At 46.0% G+C, this 19,050-nt stretch carries 21 protein-coding genes; 10 read left to right on the top strand and 11 right to left on the bottom strand.

The genetic code is table 11. From position 1 onward, the window contains the following. Window positions 1-19: 19 nt before the first annotated feature. Together CSUNSWCD_RS00215 and CSUNSWCD_RS00210 are read right to left on the bottom strand one after the other, a co-directional pair. Complete coding sequence (locus CSUNSWCD_RS00215) at window positions 20-640, bottom strand: OB-fold-containig protein (RefSeq protein WP_009492391.1); 621 nt, start codon at window positions 638-640, stop codon at window positions 20-22. 143 nt (window positions 641-783) lie between these two features. Further along, window positions 784-1,851 (bottom strand): toxic anion resistance protein, encoded by a 1,068-nt coding sequence (locus CSUNSWCD_RS00210; RefSeq protein WP_009492388.1) that lies wholly within the window; start codon window positions 1,849-1,851, stop codon window positions 784-786. A gap of 261 nt (window positions 1,852-2,112) precedes the next feature. Between CSUNSWCD_RS00210 and CSUNSWCD_RS00205 the strand changes: the two genes are divergently transcribed. From CSUNSWCD_RS00205 to CSUNSWCD_RS00185, 6 genes are all read left to right on the top strand, one after another. Then, window positions 2,113-3,309 (top strand): molybdopterin molybdotransferase MoeA, encoded by a 1,197-nt coding sequence (locus tag CSUNSWCD_RS00205; RefSeq protein ID WP_009492387.1) that lies wholly within the window; start codon window positions 2,113-2,115, stop codon window positions 3,307-3,309. Window positions 3,310-3,333: 24 nt separating this feature from the next. Further along, window positions 3,334-3,837, top strand: coding sequence for a hypothetical protein (locus tag CSUNSWCD_RS11500; RefSeq protein WP_009492385.1), 504 nt, complete (start codon window positions 3,334-3,336; stop codon window positions 3,835-3,837). Window positions 3,838-3,845: 8 nt separating this feature from the next. Then, complete coding sequence (locus CSUNSWCD_RS11495) at window positions 3,846-4,277, top strand: hypothetical protein (protein WP_009492383.1); 432 nt, start codon at window positions 3,846-3,848, stop codon at window positions 4,275-4,277. Window positions 4,278-4,282: 5 nt separating this feature from the next. Continuing rightward, window positions 4,283-4,501, top strand: coding sequence for a molybdopterin-binding domain-containing protein (locus CSUNSWCD_RS00195; RefSeq protein ID WP_009492380.1), 219 nt, complete (start codon window positions 4,283-4,285; stop codon window positions 4,499-4,501). 77 nt (window positions 4,502-4,578) lie between these two features. Continuing rightward, a complete protein-coding gene (locus CSUNSWCD_RS00190) occupies window positions 4,579-5,340 on the top strand; it encodes a YwqG family protein (RefSeq protein WP_009492378.1) in 762 nt (253 codons plus the stop codon). 135 nt (window positions 5,341-5,475) lie between these two features. Further along, on the top strand, window positions 5,476-6,264 hold the full coding sequence (locus tag CSUNSWCD_RS00185; protein WP_009492375.1) for a HEAT repeat domain-containing protein: 789 nt from the start codon (window positions 5,476-5,478) through the stop codon (window positions 6,262-6,264). Between the two features lie 437 nt (window positions 6,265-6,701). Here the strand turns inward: CSUNSWCD_RS00185 and CSUNSWCD_RS00180 are convergent, their stop codons facing one another. Together CSUNSWCD_RS00180 and CSUNSWCD_RS00175 are read right to left on the bottom strand one after the other, a co-directional pair. Beyond that, window positions 6,702-7,289 (bottom strand): HAD-IB family hydrolase, encoded by a 588-nt coding sequence (locus CSUNSWCD_RS00180; RefSeq protein WP_009492372.1) that lies wholly within the window; start codon window positions 7,287-7,289, stop codon window positions 6,702-6,704. Window positions 7,290-7,399: 110 nt separating this feature from the next. Next, window positions 7,400-8,044: a non-canonical purine NTP pyrophosphatase gene (locus CSUNSWCD_RS00175; protein ID WP_009492368.1), complete on the bottom strand. Its 645-nt coding sequence runs from the start codon at window positions 8,042-8,044 to the stop codon at window positions 7,400-7,402. A 233-nt stretch (window positions 8,045-8,277) separates the two neighbouring features. On the opposite strand from CSUNSWCD_RS00175, the gene CSUNSWCD_RS00170 reads away from it, so the two are divergent. From CSUNSWCD_RS00170 to CSUNSWCD_RS00160, 3 genes are all read left to right on the top strand, one after another. Beyond that, complete coding sequence (locus CSUNSWCD_RS00170; RefSeq protein WP_034964086.1) at window positions 8,278-9,582, top strand: MFS transporter; 1,305 nt, start codon at window positions 8,278-8,280, stop codon at window positions 9,580-9,582. 167 nt (window positions 9,583-9,749) lie between these two features. Next, complete coding sequence (hutX, locus tag CSUNSWCD_RS00165) at window positions 9,750-10,244, top strand: heme utilization cystosolic carrier protein HutX (RefSeq protein WP_009492361.1); 495 nt, start codon at window positions 9,750-9,752, stop codon at window positions 10,242-10,244. Window positions 10,245-10,285: 41 nt separating this feature from the next. Continuing rightward, window positions 10,286-11,584 (top strand): BaiN/RdsA family NAD(P)/FAD-dependent oxidoreductase, encoded by a 1,299-nt coding sequence (locus CSUNSWCD_RS00160; protein ID WP_009492359.1) that lies wholly within the window; start codon window positions 10,286-10,288, stop codon window positions 11,582-11,584. A 60-nt stretch (window positions 11,585-11,644) separates the two neighbouring features. Here CSUNSWCD_RS00160 and CSUNSWCD_RS00155 read toward each other — a convergent pair whose 3' ends face one another. Beyond that, window positions 11,645-12,247, bottom strand: coding sequence for a tetratricopeptide repeat protein (locus CSUNSWCD_RS00155; RefSeq protein WP_009492357.1), 603 nt, complete (start codon window positions 12,245-12,247; stop codon window positions 11,645-11,647). A 49-nt stretch (window positions 12,248-12,296) separates the two neighbouring features. Here CSUNSWCD_RS00155 and CSUNSWCD_RS00150 point away from each other — a divergent pair, with 49 nt between their 5' ends. Further along, complete coding sequence (locus CSUNSWCD_RS00150; protein WP_009492355.1) at window positions 12,297-13,508, top strand: saccharopine dehydrogenase family protein; 1,212 nt, start codon at window positions 12,297-12,299, stop codon at window positions 13,506-13,508. Window positions 13,509-13,840: 332 nt separating this feature from the next. Here the strand turns inward: CSUNSWCD_RS00150 and CSUNSWCD_RS00145 are convergent, their stop codons facing one another. The 6 genes from CSUNSWCD_RS00145 to CSUNSWCD_RS00120 all read right to left on the bottom strand — a co-directional run bounded on the left by CSUNSWCD_RS00145 (window position 13,841) and on the right by CSUNSWCD_RS00120 (window position 18,741). Next, window positions 13,841-14,557 (bottom strand): alpha/beta hydrolase, encoded by a 717-nt coding sequence (locus CSUNSWCD_RS00145; protein WP_009492353.1) that lies wholly within the window; start codon window positions 14,555-14,557, stop codon window positions 13,841-13,843. A 29-nt stretch (window positions 14,558-14,586) separates the two neighbouring features. Beyond that, window positions 14,587-15,072, bottom strand: coding sequence for a hypothetical protein (locus tag CSUNSWCD_RS00140; protein WP_009492351.1), 486 nt, complete (start codon window positions 15,070-15,072; stop codon window positions 14,587-14,589). 117 nt (window positions 15,073-15,189) lie between these two features. Beyond that, window positions 15,190-16,296 (bottom strand): NnrS family protein, encoded by a 1,107-nt coding sequence (locus CSUNSWCD_RS00135; protein WP_009492349.1) that lies wholly within the window; start codon window positions 16,294-16,296, stop codon window positions 15,190-15,192. Next, a complete protein-coding gene (locus CSUNSWCD_RS00130) occupies window positions 16,289-16,978 on the bottom strand; it encodes an ABC transporter ATP-binding protein (protein WP_009492347.1) in 690 nt (229 codons plus the stop codon). Before CSUNSWCD_RS00130 ends, CSUNSWCD_RS00135 begins: the two co-directional genes overlap by 8 nt. A 6-nt stretch (window positions 16,979-16,984) precedes the next feature. Beyond that, window positions 16,985-17,782, bottom strand: a complete 798-nt coding sequence (locus CSUNSWCD_RS00125) for an ABC transporter permease (RefSeq protein ID WP_009492345.1) — start codon at window positions 17,780-17,782, stop codon at window positions 16,985-16,987. Continuing rightward, entirely contained in the window at window positions 17,779-18,741 is a 963-nt protein-coding gene (locus tag CSUNSWCD_RS00120) for an ABC transporter substrate-binding protein (protein ID WP_009492343.1), read from the bottom strand. Before CSUNSWCD_RS00120 ends, CSUNSWCD_RS00125 begins: the two co-directional genes overlap by 4 nt. Window positions 18,742-19,050: the final 309 nt, after the last annotated feature.

Here is a 19,050-nt window from a genome sequence, read left to right as displayed (position 1 = left end):
TATTCTCCTTTGATTAAATTTACTGTTTTTTCTTAATGTAAAAGTTATTTTTTTCGACTCTAACGATGAGCGCGATATCGCCTTTTACAAGCTCATCATCGCCGGTAGCTCGTGCAAAAACGAAACGTTCTTTTCCGTTTTTATCCGCAACCTTAACGTCGCCGCCTTGCTCTTTGGTTATTTTATAGTCCTTTACTTCGCATTCGCAGCCAAGAAGCTCCTTTTTGCTAAACGCAGCGCTTTGCACTTGAGGCAGGTATTTTGCCGCGAGCAGACTAACCCATCTAGTCCAAGTCAAAGCGATAAAAAACGAAACCGCGGCAATAACCGCGCTCATGTACCACGCTGGCGCCGCAAATCCATAAAAAACGCTAACGATAAAAAGCCCGCACGCTCCGAAGCTCATAAGCAAAATCCCGTAAAAAACGGTGCTAGGCACGCCGCCTTTGTTCGCCCACGCTAGTAGCTCGGTACCAGGAGCGTCGATGCCCTCGGCTCCGTCAAACAGCCCGTTTATCGGCTCAAGCACCGAAAATCCGGTCATCATCAAAATAACCTCAAGCAAGGCAAAAACTACAACGATAACCAGCGGAACGGAAAATATGAGATTGTTGCCAATAAGCGTTAAAAATTGATCCATCTTTTACCTTTTTGTTTTTAAATTTTGCCGTTTTCAAAATCAAATTTAAACGTGGATTTACTCGCTAGATACAAATTTGACGTTTACCGCTAGAGAACCCAAAATTCATCGCGCCTTGCGTCAAATTTGACCTTCGCGCCGCTCTACTCTATGCTATACACGTCGCTTTGCTCGATCTTTTCGAGTTTATTTACCTTGCTTTCCAGCGTCTTGCTCATCTGCGCGATTTTAGCGATATTTTCTTTCATCTTCGGTAGCGCCTCGTTTTTGAAATTTTCTATCTTATCTAGCGAATCTATCATCAAATTTATCGCTTTTTCAAGGTTCTCGTTATCTAGCGCGCCGCCTGCGACCTTTGCCATCACGTCCGTTGCCGTATCGTTTACGTCCTGCGCGTTTTTTAAGATGATGTCGTTTGCGAGCTTATCCATCTCAGAAACCGCTTTTAACTGCTTCTTGCCTTCTTGCGCTGCGCTTGCGATGTAGACGTTGGTTTTTAGCGCCGTGATGCTCGTTGTGATCGTGTTTTGCGTGGCGAAACTCAAAAGCGAGTTATTGTGTTTGATAGTAGCGTAGTTTGCGAGGCTTTGCTGCATCACGACCAGTACCTGTTGCAAATTTTGCAAATGCATACGGATGTAAAATAGCGCCTCTTCGAGGAGGAATTTTTTCTGCTCTTCGTCTGTTTGATTTGCCGCTAAATTTTCGATGAGCTCGTCTGTTTTGCTTAAAATTTCTATTTTGCCTTTTATGCTTTCGATGATGAGTGAAAGTTCCTTTTGCTTCTCGGAGATTTCGGCGTTTCTAGCTTCTAAAACATTTATGGAGTGTTTTAAATTTGCCGTGATTTCTTCAAACAAGCTTGACACGCTTTGATATTTGCTAGCTAGTTCGGCGGCCAGGTCTTTGCCGAGCAAGAAATTTATAAATTTCGCCCCCAGTCCGCCCTCTTTCATCTTGTCGCTTGCTTTGATGAGTTCGGCGGAGTATTTTTTGACCGACTTTAACGACTCGCCAACCGAGCTTCCTACGCTTTGGCTCATACTAAGCAAGTCGCCGACCTTCATATCCATATCGCCGTTTAGCTTTTCAAACTCGCCGAGCTCATCCTTGCCAAACGATACGATAAATTCTTTGGGATCGGTAAATTCTTTCCTTTTTTCGATAAGTAGAGCGACGACGTCTTGTGGAGTTTTAGCGATTTGATTCAAAGCTTGTCCTTTGCTTAAATTTGAGAGTTATTATAACTAAATTTGTACGCTTTTTGCAGGCTTAATAATAAACTTCTATGCCTTATTAGCATAATTTACGATTAAATTTAGTAAAATCGGAAAAATATTCCAGACGGATTGTGTGTAGTTTAAATAGTTTGCGGCGGATACGACGGGAGCGGACCAGTCGTCCGTGACCCGAGTATCCTAGCCGAAAACTATTTAAAATCCAGCCGAGCCGGGGAATCAAAAAGGAAAAAAATGAAAGAATTTATGAGTTATGAGGCCTCTCTTGAAATTTTACGCTCTACGCTGGCTCCGTGGGACCGCGTGGAAAAGGTCACGCTCACGCAAGCACTTGATCGCCGTATCGCCGTAGATATCGCGGCGCAGGATAACTACCCGGAGCGTCCCGTCTCCGCTATGGACGGCTACGCGTTTGCGTGGCAAGAGGGGCTGAGCGAGCTTGAGCTCATCACCGATCTGCCCGCAGGCAGCGACAAAGGGCTAAAAGTCGAGGGCGTAAAATGCGTCAAAACCTTCACCGGCTCGCTGATGAGCGAAGGTACCGACACGCTAATCCCGGTCGAAAACGTCGAGGTCGTAGGTAGCAAGGTCGTGATCAAAAAATCCGTCGCAAAGGGCTTTGCCGTACGCGAAGTGGGCGAAAGCTACAAAAAAGGCGAAATCCTAATCAAAAAAGGCGCGACGATAGGCTACGCCGAGACTGCGCTGCTAGCCGAGCTTGGGATCTTTAACGTTAGCGTATTCGTGCGGCCGCGCGTTGCGGTACTGGCGACTGGAAGCGAGATAAAAGACCTCGGCGAACCGCTAGAAAACGCCGCGCAGATCCACAGCTCAAACCACGTAGGCATCGCGGCCATGGTGCGCAAAATGGGCGGCGAACCCGTGCTGTGCGAGATAGTACGCGACCGCGCCGAGCTCGTAAAAGACGCCATCGTCCGCGCGCTAAAATCAGCCGACGTGCTCGTCACCACCGGCGGCATCAGCATGGGCGACTACGACTTCGTCAAGGGCGCGCTGGGCGAAAATTTCGACATTATCATCGACAGCGCCGCGATCAAGCCGGGCCGCCACATCAAAGTAGCAAAAGCGGGCGAAAAATACATTTTTGCGCTGCCGGGCTTTCCGTACTCGGCGATAGTGATGTGCGTGCTCTACGTGCGAGTGCTGCTAAACGCGTGGTTTGGTGCTAGTGAGCCTAAAATCACGGCGATCATGGACGAGGACTACAAAAAGCGCTCGCCGTTTTTGGAGTTTACGGCGGTAAATTTAGTAAATCGCGACGGTAAAATTTACGTAAATTTAGACGGCAAAAAGATGGGTAGCTCGGCGATCGTAAATAACCTCACGGGAGGCGCCGCGCTTTTAATCATCCCAAAAGAAACCGAATTTATCGCAAAGGGCGAGATAGTCGAAGTGCTAAAAATGGTTTAAATTTAAGTAATTTAAAGGTTGATAATGAGTGAAATTTTAGAGCAAATTTACGAAATAGAAAACCTCGCCGAACTAGAAATTTTTCTGCGCACCCAGGATCAAATTTTAATCCGCGAGCGGCTGCTGGGCGAATTTGACCGCTACGCCTTTTATAAAAACGCTAGCGAGTGGAACAGGGCCGTTAAAATTTGCGAATGCCTAGCGATCATAGGCTGGGGCGAGCGCGAGAGCTTAGAAGCGCTGCGCGGGAAATTTTACAACGGTTATGCGATGACCTATTTTTTAAATGCGCACGGCGAGCCGCGCTTTGTAGAAGCTACGTGGTCGAAACGCAAAACCGGGCTAAGCATGCAAGACGGCGATACGTTCTTTCACGAAAGCCCGGATGCGGCGGGCAAAACGCTCTCGCGCCCAGTAAAAGAGGACATACAAGACGTCAAATTAAACAGCCAGCGCAACTGGATAGCCAAAAATCCGGTCCGCATCACGCGCGCTATCAGCACTTTGCGGATCTACAACCGGCGCTAAATGCCAAAATGCGCCCTAAAATTTACGGCTGTGCGATCAACTACATCAAGCTATCGTGCGCATTTAGCTTCTCGGATGACGGCTGCAAAACACACTACATCATCACGCCCGATAAGCCGCGCCTAAGCTCGCAGCGCGCATGGGAGCTGATACGCGAAATGATGAGCGAGGAGGAGCGCCGTGCTGGGGGCTACTATCTGCGAAATAGATTCGAGTATGCGCCGTTTAGAAAAGATACGGGCAAAACGGGCGCGCAGATATATTTTGAGCGCGAGTTTAGCGAGCTTTCACACGCAAAGCAAAAGCAAAAAATAGGCGAGTATTTTTTAACGGCGCTAAAACAGATCGCGCGCAAACAAAGCAAGCTTGAGTATGATTTTGCCGCGATGATAGAGGATTTTAGTAAAATTTTAGGCGAGTGGGTAGAGGCTAAAATTTAGCCGCTTTGATATTAAATTACAAAAAACGCTCGCCGTTTTTGGAGTTTACGGCGGTAAATTTAGTCAATCTGGGCGGCAAAATTTACGTAAATTTAGACGGCAAAAAGCTGGGCAGCTCGGCGATTGTAAACAATCTAACAGGGGGTGCCGCGCTTTTAATCATCCCCAAAGAAACCGAATTTATCGCAAAGGGCGAGATAGTCGAAGTGCTCAAAATGGTTTAAATTTGAGGTTAAATTTAGTTTTGCAACTTAGGGGCGCAGGGTAAATTCCTCCAGCGCCAAATTTAAGGAGTATAACCATGAAACAATTTCCGGATTTTCTAAGAGAGTACGAACCCACCCTGCAAAAATACAAACTGCGTTCTGCCCGAATTCTTGCCGAACCCCTAAAAAGCGGTGAAACAACGAATATAAAAAGTTCCAAGTTTTTGGGAGCCCCTTATTTGCCTATCGGTACGGACTATCCAAAAGACAAGGATGGCAAGCCGCTTATTTTATGGGCGCAATTAAATTTTTCGGAAATTCCGCATTTGGACGATTATCCCAAAAATGGTATTATGCAGTTTTTCGTTTCGGCGGATGGGTGGTACGATTGCGAAGAAATAAAAGTACTTTTCCACGAGCATACGGACGCGCCGCCTCAAACTGATTTTCCGTTCTTAACCGAAGATTTGTACGAAGACTGCCCGATATGGTGCGGGCACCGTTTGCAGTTTAAAGAAGCTGAAGAGTACGGCGGTACCGAAGATTTTCGGTGCAACTGTATGTTCAACGGAAAAAGTCCGTGGGATCTTTATGATACGCTTGAATCTGCCCAAAAAGAAGCATTTGATGATTTATTTTACGGCACTGGGCACAAGATAGGCGGCTACTCGTATTTTGCGCAGACCGATCCGCGCGATTACGGGCAAGAACATAAGAATGATGTTTCGCTTTTGCAAATCGACAGCGATGATAAGATTATGTTCGGCGATACCGGCACGGCTCATTTTTTTATCAATAAAGACGATTTGAAAAACAGGAATTTCGATAAGACGTGGATGTATTGGGATTGCTGTTAAAAAGCCAAAAACAGATTATAAAATTAGATTTTTGTAAACTTAAAAGGCATTGTAGTATTTTATGATGCATATTTAATTTTAAAATATATTTACATAAAACATGTGCAACGAATTAAAATAAAATGGAATAAAGTTATGTCAAATTTAGCCGACGAAATTTCAAAAGAGCTTAAGCAGCAGGGAATAAGCCATGAAAATCTTACAAGAGCGGATTTTGAAAAAATCTACTTAAATTTAGGAAAAGAAAATTTCCCAGACAATAAAAGGATCGAATTTATTGCAAATTTAGGCGACAGCGACGAGGTAGCCTACCACTATGAGCTCATCTGCAAGCAGTGGCGAGAAGATAAGAGGCTAAATTTAGAAAGCAGCTTTGATAAGCATGGAGGAGATGGGATAGAGTTTTTACTTGAGCAGCTAACCAAAACAGCCGATCAAAATCTAAAAATTTCAACTATCTATCTTGCGGCGCAGATCCTTTCTAGATCCAAGCATAGAGATTTTTACGCACCGTTTTGCGACCGCCTTATCCCGCAGATCCTCTCTTTTATGAACGCCGATAATATACTTCGCCAAAAGCTCATAATAGCCTTAGGCTGGATAGGCAGACAAGAGGAGATAGATATCTTGACGGGAGAGATGCTAAGCAACAAAGATAGCCTTTGTAGGGCATGGTCGGCAGCGAGCCTCATGCAAATGTCCTTTCACCGAGTCAAACAAGAGATATTACGCATCAAAACAAAAACCGCATTTATTCAAAGCATTTCAGCCGAAAAAGATCTGTACGCTTGCGGGATCATGGTAGAAGCAGCCCAAATTTTATTTGGTAAAAAATGGATATCATCTACCTCAGTTGAAAACAAAAATGAAGAAAAAATAGAAAAAGCTAGGAAATCAGCTATAAGATTTTTAAGCAAGAGCTAAAATACAACGCAATATCGGTGCAATAAAACCGACACAAACTAGAAGTATTCTCAAAAAACAAATTACTATTTTTGCAACATTTCGAATAAACAAAAGACATTCATTTCGTTTTAGAGACAGGATACTAAAATGATAACACTGTAGGTTTTATTATAAACGAAGCCTTAACGCAGCGAGTACCGAAAAGCTCCTTTTCTCACGCTTAATAAGCAAAAAAATAAGGTTTTAAATATCGCAAGACTCATCAAAGAGGTAAATATACAAGCTTTAAAAATTTACAAAAACTACAAAACACCGTTTGAACGATTGCTCGATTTGAACTTTAAAATCATAAAACGCTTCTAAAAAATACGCTATTTTGCTCAAAAAGATTTTTATGAAATGTAAATTTAATCAAAAAAGAAATTCAGGTTGAGATTGTCCTACGGTTTTACGACTCAATCAAACACCCTATAATGCGCCTCGTCGGCAAACTCCAGCATCTCCTTATCGCCCCTGCTGTCGCCGTATGCGATCACGCGATCAAAGGCATCCGTGTCGTACGCCTCGCGCACGCGGCGCACCTTCTCAGCGCCATAACAGTTGGCACCGTCGATCTCGCCCGTTATCACGCCGCCCTTTTTCTTGATACGAGTGCCCAGTAGCTCAAGCCCCTGCGCCCTGCACCACGGAGCTAGCCAGTCCTCGAGCGACGCCGTCACGATCACGACTTTGTCGCCGTTTGCCTTATACTCGGCGATCTTTGCCATCGCGGAAAATTTCACGATATCTTCGATGTGCGTGTTTGAGTATTTTTTGCAAATTTGAGCAAATTTATCCGCGCTCATCCCCGCGAAAAAGTACGTCATCAGCCGCCTGCGAGCGTAGTTGTTGCTGCAAATTTTTAGCTTATAGCCGATCAAAACGGGCGAAAGCCAAAAAATACCCCGAAAAAATTTCTTAAATCCCACGACGTAGGCGATAAACTCCAGCAGCGAGTCGTCGCGCGTGATCGTCCCGTCAAAGTCGAATAAAACCAGATTCATCTTCGTCTCAAATTTTAAATTTGCGCGATTATACCGCGCTAGCGTTAAGGGACGGCAAATTTAGCCAGGTTTTTGCCGCGCAAATTTGCTTTTTCTTTCGCGCCCTAAATTTAGCGCCCAAATTTTCTCTCAAGGCTCTTTAACACGTACTTTATGAGCTCAAGTCCCTTTGAGCGGTGAGAGATTTTTAGCTTTGTAGCGTCGTCTAGCTCGCCCAGAGTCTGCGTAAAGCCGCGCGGGATAAAAAGGCTATCGTAGCCAAAGCCGTTGCTGCCGCGCTCCTCGTTTATCGCAGTGCCATGCATAAAGCCGTGCGCCGTAAAGTCGCCCAAATTTGAGCTAACCGCGATACAAGCAGTATAAAACGCAGGCGAGCTGGTTAAATTTAGCGCTTTTAGCTCCGAGATCAGCTTTGCGCGGTTGCTAGCATCAGTCGCACTTTTGCCAGTTATCTGCCCCAGCTCGTTCATATCGCTAAATCTCGCGGAGTAAATCCCTGGCCTACCGCCAAGAGCCTCCACGCTGATGCCGCTATCGTCGCTTAGCGCGATAAACTCGTCTGCCAAATTTAGCTCGCGTAGCTTAGCGTACACCGCGCGAGCTTTGATTAGCGCATTTGCGGCGAAAGTCGCGCCGTCCTCGACGATCTCAAAGGGCTCGCAAATTTCGCGCAGTGCGTAAATTTCGTAATCTTTTAAAAAATTTTTTATTTCGCGCACTTTGTCGGAGTTGGATGTTGCTAAAACTATTTTCAAAATTTTTCCTTTTTCGGCTTCTCTTGCGCGCCTTTAAATGAGCTAGAAATTTCCTCCCTCGATGAACTATATGTTCTATCTTCGGTCGAAAATTTCGTCGCAACATTTAAATTCATCGCAAGATAACTTTGCCGATTTTTTAAATTTACCGCTCACATTTTATCAAATTCGGCTTTAATTTACGTATTATCAAAATTCGGGTAAAATTACTCCTTTAAAAAGGAAAATTTATGATAGTAAAAAGCGCTTTACCTTTATCTTTTATCATCGGCAGCAGGTTTTTCGGACTATTTATCATTTTGCCCGTTATCAGCGTCTACGCGCTCGAGCTCGAGGGGGCGACCGAGTTTTTAGTCGGCGTTCTCATCGGCGTTTACGCGATGTCGCAGATCACGTTTCAGGTGGTTTTTGGCTACGTCTCGGACCGCTTCGGGCGCAAAAACTCGATGCTAATAGGCCTGCTCGTCTTTATCGTTGGAGCTGCGATCTGCGCGGTGGCGACTGATATCTACACGATGATTTTTGGTAGATTTATCCAGGGTGCGGGCGCGATAGGAGCCGTGGCGATCGCGCTGATGAGCGATATAACCAAAGAGGAGGTGCGCGGGCATGCGATGGCGATGATGGGCGCGTTTATCGGCATTAGCTTTACGCTTTCTATGATACTTTCGCCGATACTTAGCGCCAAATACGGCCTTTCAAGCCTCTTTTACCTCTCGATCGCGGTTACGGTCGTTTGTATCGTGCTTTTATACACGGCCGTGGGCGAGGAGCCTAAATTTACGCACTCGCAGGCCAAAACGCCGGCCGTAAAGCTACTCTCAAACAGAAATTTACTACTCATGAACATCAGCAACTTCATGCAAAAAATGCTGATGTCGGCGGCCTTTATCGTGATTCCGATCGCTATAGTGAAGTATTTTGGCATGGACAAAAAGGACCTCAGCGGCATCTACTCGGTTGCGACGGTGTTTGGCTTTATCGCGATGGGTATCGGCGGTGCGATCGGCGAAACAAAGCGCATCACAAAGCAAATTTTAGTCATCGGCGTATCGCTTTTCGTCGTTTGCTACGGACTTTTCGCGCTCTCGCTCGGACACAAGCCGCTGTTTTACGCGGGCGTGATTATATTTTTTATTGGCTTTAACCTACACGAACCGATCCTGCAATCAATGGCGTCCAAATTTAGCAAAGTAAGCCAAAAAGGCGCGGTTTTAGGCATCTTTAACGCATTTGGCTACATGGGAAGCTTCATCGGCGGTATCGGCGGCGGTACTTTGCTTAAATTTTACGGTCTTAGCGCGCTTTCCGCCGTCGTGACGGTGCTTTGCGTCGTATGGCTGATCGCGCTAAAATGGCTAGATAATCCAAATATCTTTAAAAATATCTATCTGCCGTCTGACACGGACGCCGATCTAGCCGAGATCGAAAAGCAAAAAGGCGTCGTAGAGTGCTATAAAAACGCGCAAAATCTCGTCGTAAAATACAACTCCAAGCTAACAAACGAAGCGGAGATAAAGCGAATTTTAGGCGTTTAGCAGGCTTTGCGGGTGGTGCAAATTTACTAAACCCATCCACTGCCGAGCGCTAAAACTTCGGCTCGTGCGCCGTTTGATAACGCAACGACGCCTGTCATGTAAATTTAGCCGATTTTTAGATATTTTTAAATACTATTATCAAAATCTAATCTCAAAAAAGGATAAAAATGAGCGATCTAAAAAAACAAATAGACGAGCTTTTCCAGGATAAAAAGATGTCCGTTTACGATGCGGCCAAACAGCTAAACGTACGCGAATACGAAATCCTGCAATACCGTGGCGATGACGAATTTAAGGAAGTCGGCGCAGAAAATTTGATGAAAATTTTTGAAGAAGTCAGTACTTGGGGCGAGATGCTTTTCATCAAAAATACGCCTGAATTTATCATCGAGATCAAAGTGAGCGTACCTATGCCTAAAAAAGCGAGAGGATTTTTAAATTTCACCGATAAAACAGGCTTTTTGGGCGGCCACCTAAAAGAAGAATCAATCGCAAGCATCGGCTTTGTAAGCACTAAATTTATGGGATTTCTCGGGCACAGCCTGCACTTTTACGACGCGGATCACAACGTGATCTTTAAGCTTTTCGTAAATCGCAACGAAAAAATGAAACTAGACGAAGCGCAAGAGCAAAAATTCCTAGCGCTAAAAAACAGCTTTTGATTTTAGCTAGCTTTGCCGCGCGTAAATTTTAAGGTTTTATGATGGCTAAAATTTGCAAAATTTACGACGTTTTGATAATCGGAGCTGGCGCGGCGGGGCTATTTTTGGCGGCGAATTTACGCGGTAAAAGCGTCGCCATACTCGAAAAAAACGCAACTTCCGGCAAGAAAATCCTAGCTAGTGGCGGCGGCAGGTGTAACGTCACAAACCGCCGTATCGACGCGTCAAACTATCTAGGCGACGCTGGTTTCGTCAAAAATATCCTAAAAAACCTAGACTTCAAAGACGTTTTAAAATTTTTTGGCGAGCTAAAATTTAACGAGCAAAAGCAAAGCCAATTTTTCTGCGAAAGCGGCGCAAAAGACGTTTTGAGCGTACTTTTAAAACGCGCTAGACAAAGCGGAGCACAAATATTTTGCGGAGTTTGCGTAAAAAGCGCGAGGAAAATTTTGGCTGATGAAAACGGCGGAATTTTAGACGTTTCTCCCGCGCAAAATCGCGATGAAAATTTGACAGATTTTGAGATGAAATTTGATCAAAACGAGCAAAATTTAAACGAAATTTTTGAAGTTGTTGCCGAAAACGGCGATAAATTTTACGCCAAAAACCTTGTCGTAGCTAGCGGCGGACTAAGCTACAAAAGCCTGGGCGCCAGCGACATCGGCTACAAAATAGCGCAGAGCTTTGGCACCAGCGTCACCACGCCAGCTCCGGCGCTCGTGGGATTTACCGTGCAAAAAGACGAGTTTTGGTTTAAAAATCTAAGCGGGGTTTGCTTTCCTGCCGAGATTAGCGTAGCTTGCTCGAGCAAAAACGCTGTAAATCGCGAACTAAAAACGCCGCGCAAATTTGCAGGCGACATACTTTTTACCCACAAAGGCATAAGCGGCCCGGCCGTGCTAAACGCTTCGCTTTTTTGGCAAAAGGGCTTGATCACGATAAATTTTTGCCCAAATTTCAGCATCGAAACCGCGCAAAAAAGCAAAAAACAGCTCAGCACCGTCCTGCCGCTGCCTAGACGATTTACGCTCGAGTTTTTGCGCGCGGCGGGGCTTAGTGACAAACCTTACGGCGAGTACAAAGCGGATGAAACGACGAAAATCTTGCGGCTATTTGCTTACGAATTTGCGCCTGCTGGCACATTTGGCTTCGAGCGAGCCGAAGTCACAAAAGGCGGCGTAGACACGGACGCGCTAGAGGCGGACTGCGGCGTAAATGGCGTGCGCGGGCTTTATTTCATCGGCGAGGTTTTAAACGTGACGGGGATGCTCGGCGGGTACAACCTGCATTTTGCGTTTGCGTGCGCGGCAAATTTGGCAAAGCGGTTAAATGCCAAGTAGCAACGACCGAGCCAAATTTGAGGCATAAATTTAGCCAGCCTCAAGATCCAATCGCTAAATTTACAGCTCTTTTATCTTTGCTTCCACCTCTGCTTTTAGGCTTTTTGCGTGTTTATCGCTACTTTTTTCTAAAATTTTATTCGCGATTTTAAGAGCTTTTTCGCAGTTTTGCAGCGCCTCTTTTTTATTGCCAAGCCCTGCTAGATCGCCAGCCATCAGCGCATAATACTTCGCTCGCAGCAAATTTACGCTATCAGCGCCAAAAACCTCTTCGCAAATCCTAAACGCAACGGCGTGTTTTACGTATGCGCCCTCAAAATCGCCCGTTTTATAAAGCGTATCGCCGATCCCCGCGTAGCAGCTCATCAGATCTTTTTGCATCTTCTCGCCGCCAAGCTCGTAGCATCTGATCGCCGAGCCGAAATTCGCTATCGCATCATCGTATCTCCCAAGTGTTGACTGCGCGCTAGCCACGCCATGATAGGGCTTTGCTAGTCCTTTGTACTCTTTGCCGAGCCCTTTTTGCAAAATTTTTAGTGACCGTTCGTAAGCTGCATCGCCTCCTCGCAGCTCATCCCAAACAGCCAAACCGGAAGCAAAAAAATTAAAATTTGACGCATAAATTTCCTTAAAATTTCGCGCTATTGTAACTACTAAAAGCAAATTTTATATAAGCTTTGGATAAAATCACTAAAATTTTAAGGAGCCAAAAATGTCAAATATCTTAATCATCGGAGCAGGTGGCGTTAGCCAAGTCGCAACCGTAAAATGTGCGATGAACTCGGACGTTTTTACAAATATCACCCTAGCAAGCCGCACAAAAAGCAAGTGCGATGCGATCGCTAAATTTATAAAAGATCGCCTTGGCGTGCAGATAAACACCGCGCAGATCGACGCTGACGACACAGCAGCTGTGGTAGAGCTTATCAAGCAAACAAAGGCTGATTTACTTCTAAACGTCGCGCTGCCATATCAAGACCTAACGCTCATGGACGCTTGCGTAAAGGCTGGCATACCTTACATCGACACCGCAAACTACGAGCACCCAGACACTGCTAAATTTGAGTATAAGCTTCAGTGGGCGAAGGATAGTGACTTTAAAAACGCTGGTACCATGGCGCTTCTTGGCTCTGGCTTTGACCCAGGCGTGACAAACGTATTTTGCGCCTATGCACAGCAAAATTTATTTGACGAGATCCACGAGATCGACATCCTTGACTGCAACGCAGGCGATCACGGATATCCGTTTGCAACAAATTTTAACCCAGAGATAAATTTACGAGAAGTTAGCGCAAATGGCCGCTACTGGGAGGCTGGAAAATGGATCGAGACAAAGCCTATGCAGATCATGTTTAAGTGGGACTACCCAAAAGTAGGCGTCAAGGATAGCTATCTGCTCTACCACGAGGAGCTTGAAAGCTTAGTAAAAAACATCAAAGGGCTAAAGAGAATTCGCTTTTTCATGACTTTTGGACAAAGCTACCTAACCCACATGAAGTGCCTAGAAAACGTGGGAATGCTACGCATAGACGAGGTCGAGCATAACGGCATGAAAATAGTGCCGATCCAGTTTTTAAAGACGCTTCTGCCTGACCCTGCGAGCCTTGGCCCGCGCACAAAAGGCAAAACAAACATCGGCTGCGTTATCCGCGGTCTAAAAGATGGCAAAGAGCGCCAAGTCTATATCTACAACGTCTGCGACCACGAGGCTTGCTACGCTGAGACAGGCGCGCAGGCTGTTAGCTACACCACAGGCGTGCCAGCAATGATAGGCTCGCTAATGGTCACAAAAGGCATCTGGAGCGGCAAAGGCGTCTTTAATATGGAAAATTTTGACGCAAAACCTTTCATGGATGAGCTAAATAAGCAGGGGTTGCCGTGGGAGATGATAGAGATGAAGCCAGGAGAGAGATACGAAGTTTAAAATTTAGACTTATTAGGCTTGCCTTTTTCTACTTATACTTCGTTGAAATTTGATTTTTAACGCTCACGTATCGCATATACGCTCCGCTTAAAAATCAAATTTCGCCTCGTCTAAGCGAAAAATTCTGCACCTAAATTTTTATAATTTTCGTTGCTTTTGTTAGCAGTTGTGACCACAATCCATCTAGCGATACTTTACCTTATTATAGTGTGTTCAAATTTCTAATTTAAATTTAACGCCGTCCGTTAGCAAATTTAGCCCGCCATCTTAACTTCTGTTGCGGCTAAATTTTCAAATTTGACGGCGATTTTGCGGCATATTTAGAGTTAAATTTAACCGTCGACTAACCACACTAGAGCCTTTACCGTGCGCCCTATCTCGTCTGCATAGTGATTGCCAGGATTTAGCTCAAATTTGCTTCTGACATCCGAACTCTCAAAGTGCGCGGCAATATCGCGTGTGGCGTCTAGCGCCGTTTTTAGGTATTCGTTTTTGCTCATGCTCTCGCGGTCGCCGATCGAGAGATACGCACGCTCCGGCTTGCCCGCAAGATGCGAGCCCAGCGCAAACTCGCGAAAATCCTTATACCAAAGCGAGCCCGAAACGCTAGCGACGCGCGTAAACATAGGCGTTTTATAAAGCGAATAAAGCGCGAAAAGCCCGCCTAGCGAGTACCCGGAGATCCCGAGCCACGCCGCATCGCCCGTTTTTGCCAGCACGGCAGGCGCGATCTGCTGCGTTAGCGTTTGCAAATACTCATCCGCCCCGCCCTCAAAAGGCGGCTCCTTCTTAAAAAGAGCAGGCATCGGCCATGGCGTCATTTCGGAGCTCCACTCCAGTCCGCCCACTGCCGCGAGTGTGAGATTTACGCCATCAAGCTCGCTTAAAGCTCGCGCGATATCGTCTGCTTCGTTCGCAAACGCGCTATAAAATACTATCGGTGCACCTGCGTTTTGCAAACCGTCATCATCCGCCTTTAGCGTTAAATTTTGCGCTTTAATGCGGTAGATTGTGACTCTTTTACGGGCTATTTCAAATTCCTCTTTCACGGCGGTCCCTTTTTGCGTTCGCGCAAATTTTACTTTTTCTTATTTTCGCTTTTTTGCGCGTTTAACGCCTCAAATTTCTGCTTTAAAATTTTAAAAACTTCGTGCTTTGAAAGCTCGTATTTATCGTATATCACGGCATCGTCGTCGCCGATAGGCTGCATGAGGCCATCAGCCGTGTCGCGGTCTAGTTTGCCTCTTTTAAATTTTACGTTTAAAACGTCGATTTTGCGTTTGGCGTCTACCGTGCGAACGCTGATCTCTTCGATATCTTTAAAGTAAAATTTGGCGTTTTTGCCGCCCTTTTGCACCAAAAATCCGTCGTCATCGATGCTCAAAAAGCTAACTTGAAATATCTTTTTCACGCAAAAAACGGCGCAGATCACGGCAACGACCATGGTAAAAATGCCGGTCCCACCTATGCCGTAATAAAAATACCCAGCGCAACCCGCGACAAACAGCGCCGCCGCCAAAAATATCGCACTTACCGCCCCTTTTTTATTTTCTTTCGTCGTCATTTTTCTCCTTTTTTGAGGCGCATTATACCAAATATGCCAAATACCGACAACGCCATTTAAAACTGCGCCTTGCAACAATGCAGTCAAATTTAAAGATAAATATGAAAATCTAACTGCCTACTCCGGATCGTCGCTAAACTCGTTATCTCTGAAAATTTTATAAAAATCAATAAACCAAAGCGCGAAGGCTACGGCGATAAGCGTCGCGGGCAGATGGATATAAAATCCGCTCCAAACGTAAGCCAAAAAGCCCCTGCAAATGCCGGCGGCGATAACGAGCACAAAGGCAATCTTGCTAAGGCGTAAAAACTCAAGCTCCTGCCCGCTGTGGCGCAGGCCAGCGATGTTAAAGATAAGCATAATGCTAAAAATAATGCCGTTTAGCGCGATGACGTGCAGCATATTTGTCTCCAGCCCAAGCCCCAAAATCCCGCTCGCGCCATAACCGACATAAGCCGCCGCCAGCAAAAGCTGCATCAGGTAGTAATAAATCACGAAGCTATGACGCAAAAGCTCCTTGTAGTGCCACTCTTTTAGCTTGGCTAAAATCGCGCTACCGCAGGCTATCGCGGCGAAATTTACAGCCTTGCTGCCCTCAAAAAACACACTAACTAACAAAAACGCGCAAACGCTAACGATCGCGATGTTTTTATAAACGAAATTTGGCACAAAGGCCGCGTCTTGCATGCCAGGCTCGCGGTTTAGCGCCTCTTTGCCGAGCACCACGCTAACGCGAAAAGATACGAGCAAAATCGCGATAACATGCAGATGGATTTGTAAATTTAAAAACTTCTCCTCACCGCTAAGCAGATAATAAATCTCAAAGCCAAGAATGCCTAGCAAAAATGCCAAAACGCCCAGCTGATCGTCGTTGCGGTCGAGCCAGATCATATAAACGCAAAGCCCGGCCAGATACGCCCAAAAAAGCGACATAAAAAAGTGTGCCGCAAACAGGCTAAAAAATGCGCTAACAAAACTCGCCGCAAAAAACGAAAACATAACGTAGGCGTGCTTTTTTAGCCCTCCGCCGAAATTCGTCCAATCAGTTAGTCCCGTTAGCAAAAATCCAGCATACGCAAGCGCTGCAACAAGGTGCAAAAAGATAAATTTGTGCCAGCTAACAAAATCCACGGGCGTAAAAAACACCACCCCGCCTAGCACCGCGCAAACCGCGCTCGTAAGGAAAAAAATTCTCATCGGATGGGTAAAAAAGTCGTTAATCATAATAAATTTTTCCTTTAAAATTTGCGTCTATCACGCCGCTAGCGTAGGCAAAATCCCGCTGCGAAAAGGTGCGGTCAAGCTCCAGCTCGCGCTCGATCACCGCGCCCTTGCTCGCTAAAAAGCAAATTTTACTAGACATGCGCGCAGCCTCCATCCTGTCGTGAGTCACCAGCACGACGCTCATACCCTCCTCGACGCGGTGCGTGACGATGTCGATTAAAATTTCTTTCATATCATAATCAAGCCCCGAAAACGGCTCGTCCATCAGTAGTAAATCAGGCTTCGTCACGATCGCCCGCACGAAAGCAACCCTTTGACGCATGCCGCCGCTTAGCTCGTCAGGGTATTTTAGCGCGTCTTTCTCTGTTAGCCCAAGTCTCGCAAAGAGCTGTAGCACGGTCTTTTCACTAGGCTCGTCCATCACGAGCAGTACGTTTTCGAGCGCATTTTTCCACTCCAGCAGGCGATTTTCCTGAAATAGATAGGTGGTTTTGTTAAATTTATTGATTATTTTGCCTTTGCGAGGATCTATGAGGCCCGAGATCAGGCGCAGGATCGTGGTTTTACCGCACCCGCTCGCGCCAAAGAGCGTCACTACTTCGCCCGCGCCGACCTTTAAACTAAAGTCGCGCACGACCTTGTCGCGTAAAATTTCGTATTCTAAATTTTGAAGTTCCAGCATATCAAACTACCTTTTCCACGGCATTAGCGTGATCTTGAGCGGCTCGATAACCAGATACTCAAAAAGCATAATGATAGCGATAGTAAGCACTACGTAGGCCATCACCTCGGTGGTATCTAGCATCACGCGCGCGTTTGCGATCTTTGCGCCCATACCGTCGTTTGCGCCTAGCAGCTCGCCCATGATGACGATCTTTACGCCCATGCCCACAGCGACGCTTAGAGAGCTGATGATGTGGCTAGTTAGGTGCGGAACGTAAAGGTGGCGAATTTTTTTCCAAACGCCTAGTTTATAGGCGTCAAACATCTCCTTTAGCTCCTCGCTTACGCTCATCATGCCGACCATCGAGCTAGCAAAGGTTAGCGGCAAAACCGTGATGATGATCGTAAATATAGTGCTCGCGTTTCCAAACCCGAACCAAAATATAGCTAAAACGATCCAAATAATAGGCGGCATAGAAAGCAGCGTGGTGATCACGGGCTTTAAAAACGCGGCAAAGCTTTTATACGCTCCGGCAACCAGCCCCAGCGTGATACCGATGGCACAGGCCGTACCGACACCGACTAGCGAGCGCACGAGAGTGATGTTTATCTCGCTGTTTTTATAGTCGGCCAAAAGCTCGTAAGCCCGCACGAAAACAGCCTGCGGAGCGGGGAGTAAAAACTCTCCTCCCAGCTCGCTGCCGATCTGCCAAAGCGCGATGATAAGCGCGATCGTCGCAAGGCCGCTAAAGCCGCCCCAAAGGTAGTCCGCGACCTTTAAAAGCGCTCCGCGGTCTTTTTTGACGTTATCGACGAGTATCATAAAAACAGGCTCTTATCAGGCATTTTGCCGCCAAGAAGCTTAGGATTTAGCTCAAAAAGCACCTCAAAAAAGCTCATAAGCTCGTCGGTTAAATCCTTAGCCTTTGTCACGGTCAAATTTGAACGCTCAAACGCGTTTGCCAGCGCTGACTCTGGAGCCGGCAGGTACTGCGCGCCGATTTGCGCCGCGCTTTGTTTGTTTTCTAGGATCCATTTTAGAGCGTTTTGCATGTCTTTGTGAAATATCTCAAAAACCTCCCTGTTTGCGTTATAGTAGTCTAGATCCACGATGAGCCCTGCTTGCGGGATATATGGCTTGATGCCGAAGCTCTCGCCCCAAACATCGGGCAGCTCAAAGCCAACGCGCACGTCCGTGCCCATTTTTTTACCGCGCAGTATCGCAGCCGAGCTCATCGGCTCGATCGACAAGGCCGCGTCAAAATCCTTTTGCAAAAACAGCCCTATGGCTTCGGGCGGGGTTTGGACGTAGTTGATCTCGATTTTAGAGATATCTATGCCTCGTTTTTTGCAGATGGCGCGTAGCACGAGGTCTGGCATATCGTTTTTAAACGGCATGATTAGTTTTTTGCCGACTAGATCCTCGATGCTTTTGATGCTAGGGTCTTTAACGAGGATGTTTTGAAGGCCGTTAGTCATGATGTTTAGCAGGCCAAAATTCATGCCCTGATTGGCCAAATTTACGCCCACGTTGCTAGGCGCCGCGGTTAGTTTCATCTCGCCGCTAGCCACGCCAGCGCGCAGCTGATCGGGGCTGTTCCAGATCCTTAGCTTTATGTCGTGAGTTTTGGTTAGCTCGCCTTGCAAGCTCGCCACGGCTAGCATGGTGCTAGGGATCGCGGGCATCCCCCACACGTCAAATCTCTCTTTAGCAAGCAAATTTGGCGCAAAAGCAGTCGCTCCTAGCGCCGCGCCAAGTCCTAAAAATCCTCGTCTGTTCATAGCTTTCTCCTTATATTAAGATTTTAAATTTTATTTCGCTTCGCTTTTGCGGATCGGCTTCGGGCGTCAAATTTGACGATCAAATTTAAACGATAAATTTGAGCGTTAAATTTTACTCGTCCAGACCCGTACCGCAAAAATGCTAAATTTACTCGAGGCAAATTTGACTTTGCCTCAACTTATTTTTGATAATTATACCCAAGATTTAAATCAAAAATCTTGATTTAAGTCTTGTTTTTTTGTTGATTTGATTCATTAAATTTGGACGGTAAATTTAAAATTTAATAAAAAGACTTTCAACTTTTACTT

It is taken from the genome of Campylobacter showae CSUNSWCD, assembly GCF_000313615.1.
Taxonomy (GTDB): domain Bacteria; phylum Campylobacterota; class Campylobacteria; order Campylobacterales; family Campylobacteraceae; genus Campylobacter_A; species Campylobacter_A showae_A.
This window is presented reverse-complemented; position numbering and strand designations above follow the sequence as displayed.

Bases quoted from the DNA above. Each gene is read 5' to 3' on its own strand.
- CSUNSWCD_RS11500 (WP_009492385.1), top strand. From the start codon at position 3,334: ATGAGTGAAATTTTAGAGCAAATTTACGAAATAGAAAACCTCGCCGAA.
- CSUNSWCD_RS00130 (WP_009492347.1), bottom strand. From the start codon at position 16,978: ATGCTGGAACTTCAAAATTTAGAATACGAAATTTTACGCGACAAGGTC.
- CSUNSWCD_RS00125 (WP_009492345.1), bottom strand. From the start codon at position 17,782: ATGATACTCGTCGATAACGTCAAAAAAGACCGCGGAGCGCTTTTAAAG.
- hutX (WP_009492361.1), top strand. From the start codon at position 9,750: ATGAGCGATCTAAAAAAACAAATAGACGAGCTTTTCCAGGATAAAAAG.
- CSUNSWCD_RS00190 (WP_009492378.1), top strand. From the start codon at position 4,579: ATGAAACAATTTCCGGATTTTCTAAGAGAGTACGAACCCACCCTGCAA.
- CSUNSWCD_RS00120 (WP_009492343.1), bottom strand. From the start codon at position 18,741: ATGAACAGACGAGGATTTTTAGGACTTGGCGCGGCGCTAGGAGCGACT.
- CSUNSWCD_RS00180 (WP_009492372.1), bottom strand. From the start codon at position 7,289: ATGAATCTGGTTTTATTCGACTTTGACGGGACGATCACGCGCGACGAC.
- CSUNSWCD_RS00205 (WP_009492387.1), top strand. From the start codon at position 2,113: ATGAAAGAATTTATGAGTTATGAGGCCTCTCTTGAAATTTTACGCTCT.
- CSUNSWCD_RS00215 (WP_009492391.1), bottom strand. From the start codon at position 640: ATGGATCAATTTTTAACGCTTATTGGCAACAATCTCATATTTTCCGTT.
- CSUNSWCD_RS00140 (WP_009492351.1), bottom strand. From the start codon at position 15,072: ATGACGACGAAAGAAAATAAAAAAGGGGCGGTAAGTGCGATATTTTTG.
- CSUNSWCD_RS00185 (WP_009492375.1), top strand. From the start codon at position 5,476: ATGTCAAATTTAGCCGACGAAATTTCAAAAGAGCTTAAGCAGCAGGGA.
- CSUNSWCD_RS00160 (WP_009492359.1), top strand. From the start codon at position 10,286: ATGGCTAAAATTTGCAAAATTTACGACGTTTTGATAATCGGAGCTGGC.
- CSUNSWCD_RS11495 (WP_009492383.1), top strand. From the start codon at position 3,846: ATGCGCCCTAAAATTTACGGCTGTGCGATCAACTACATCAAGCTATCG.
- CSUNSWCD_RS00135 (WP_009492349.1), bottom strand. From the start codon at position 16,296: ATGATTAACGACTTTTTTACCCATCCGATGAGAATTTTTTTCCTTACG.
- CSUNSWCD_RS00150 (WP_009492355.1), top strand. From the start codon at position 12,297: ATGTCAAATATCTTAATCATCGGAGCAGGTGGCGTTAGCCAAGTCGCA.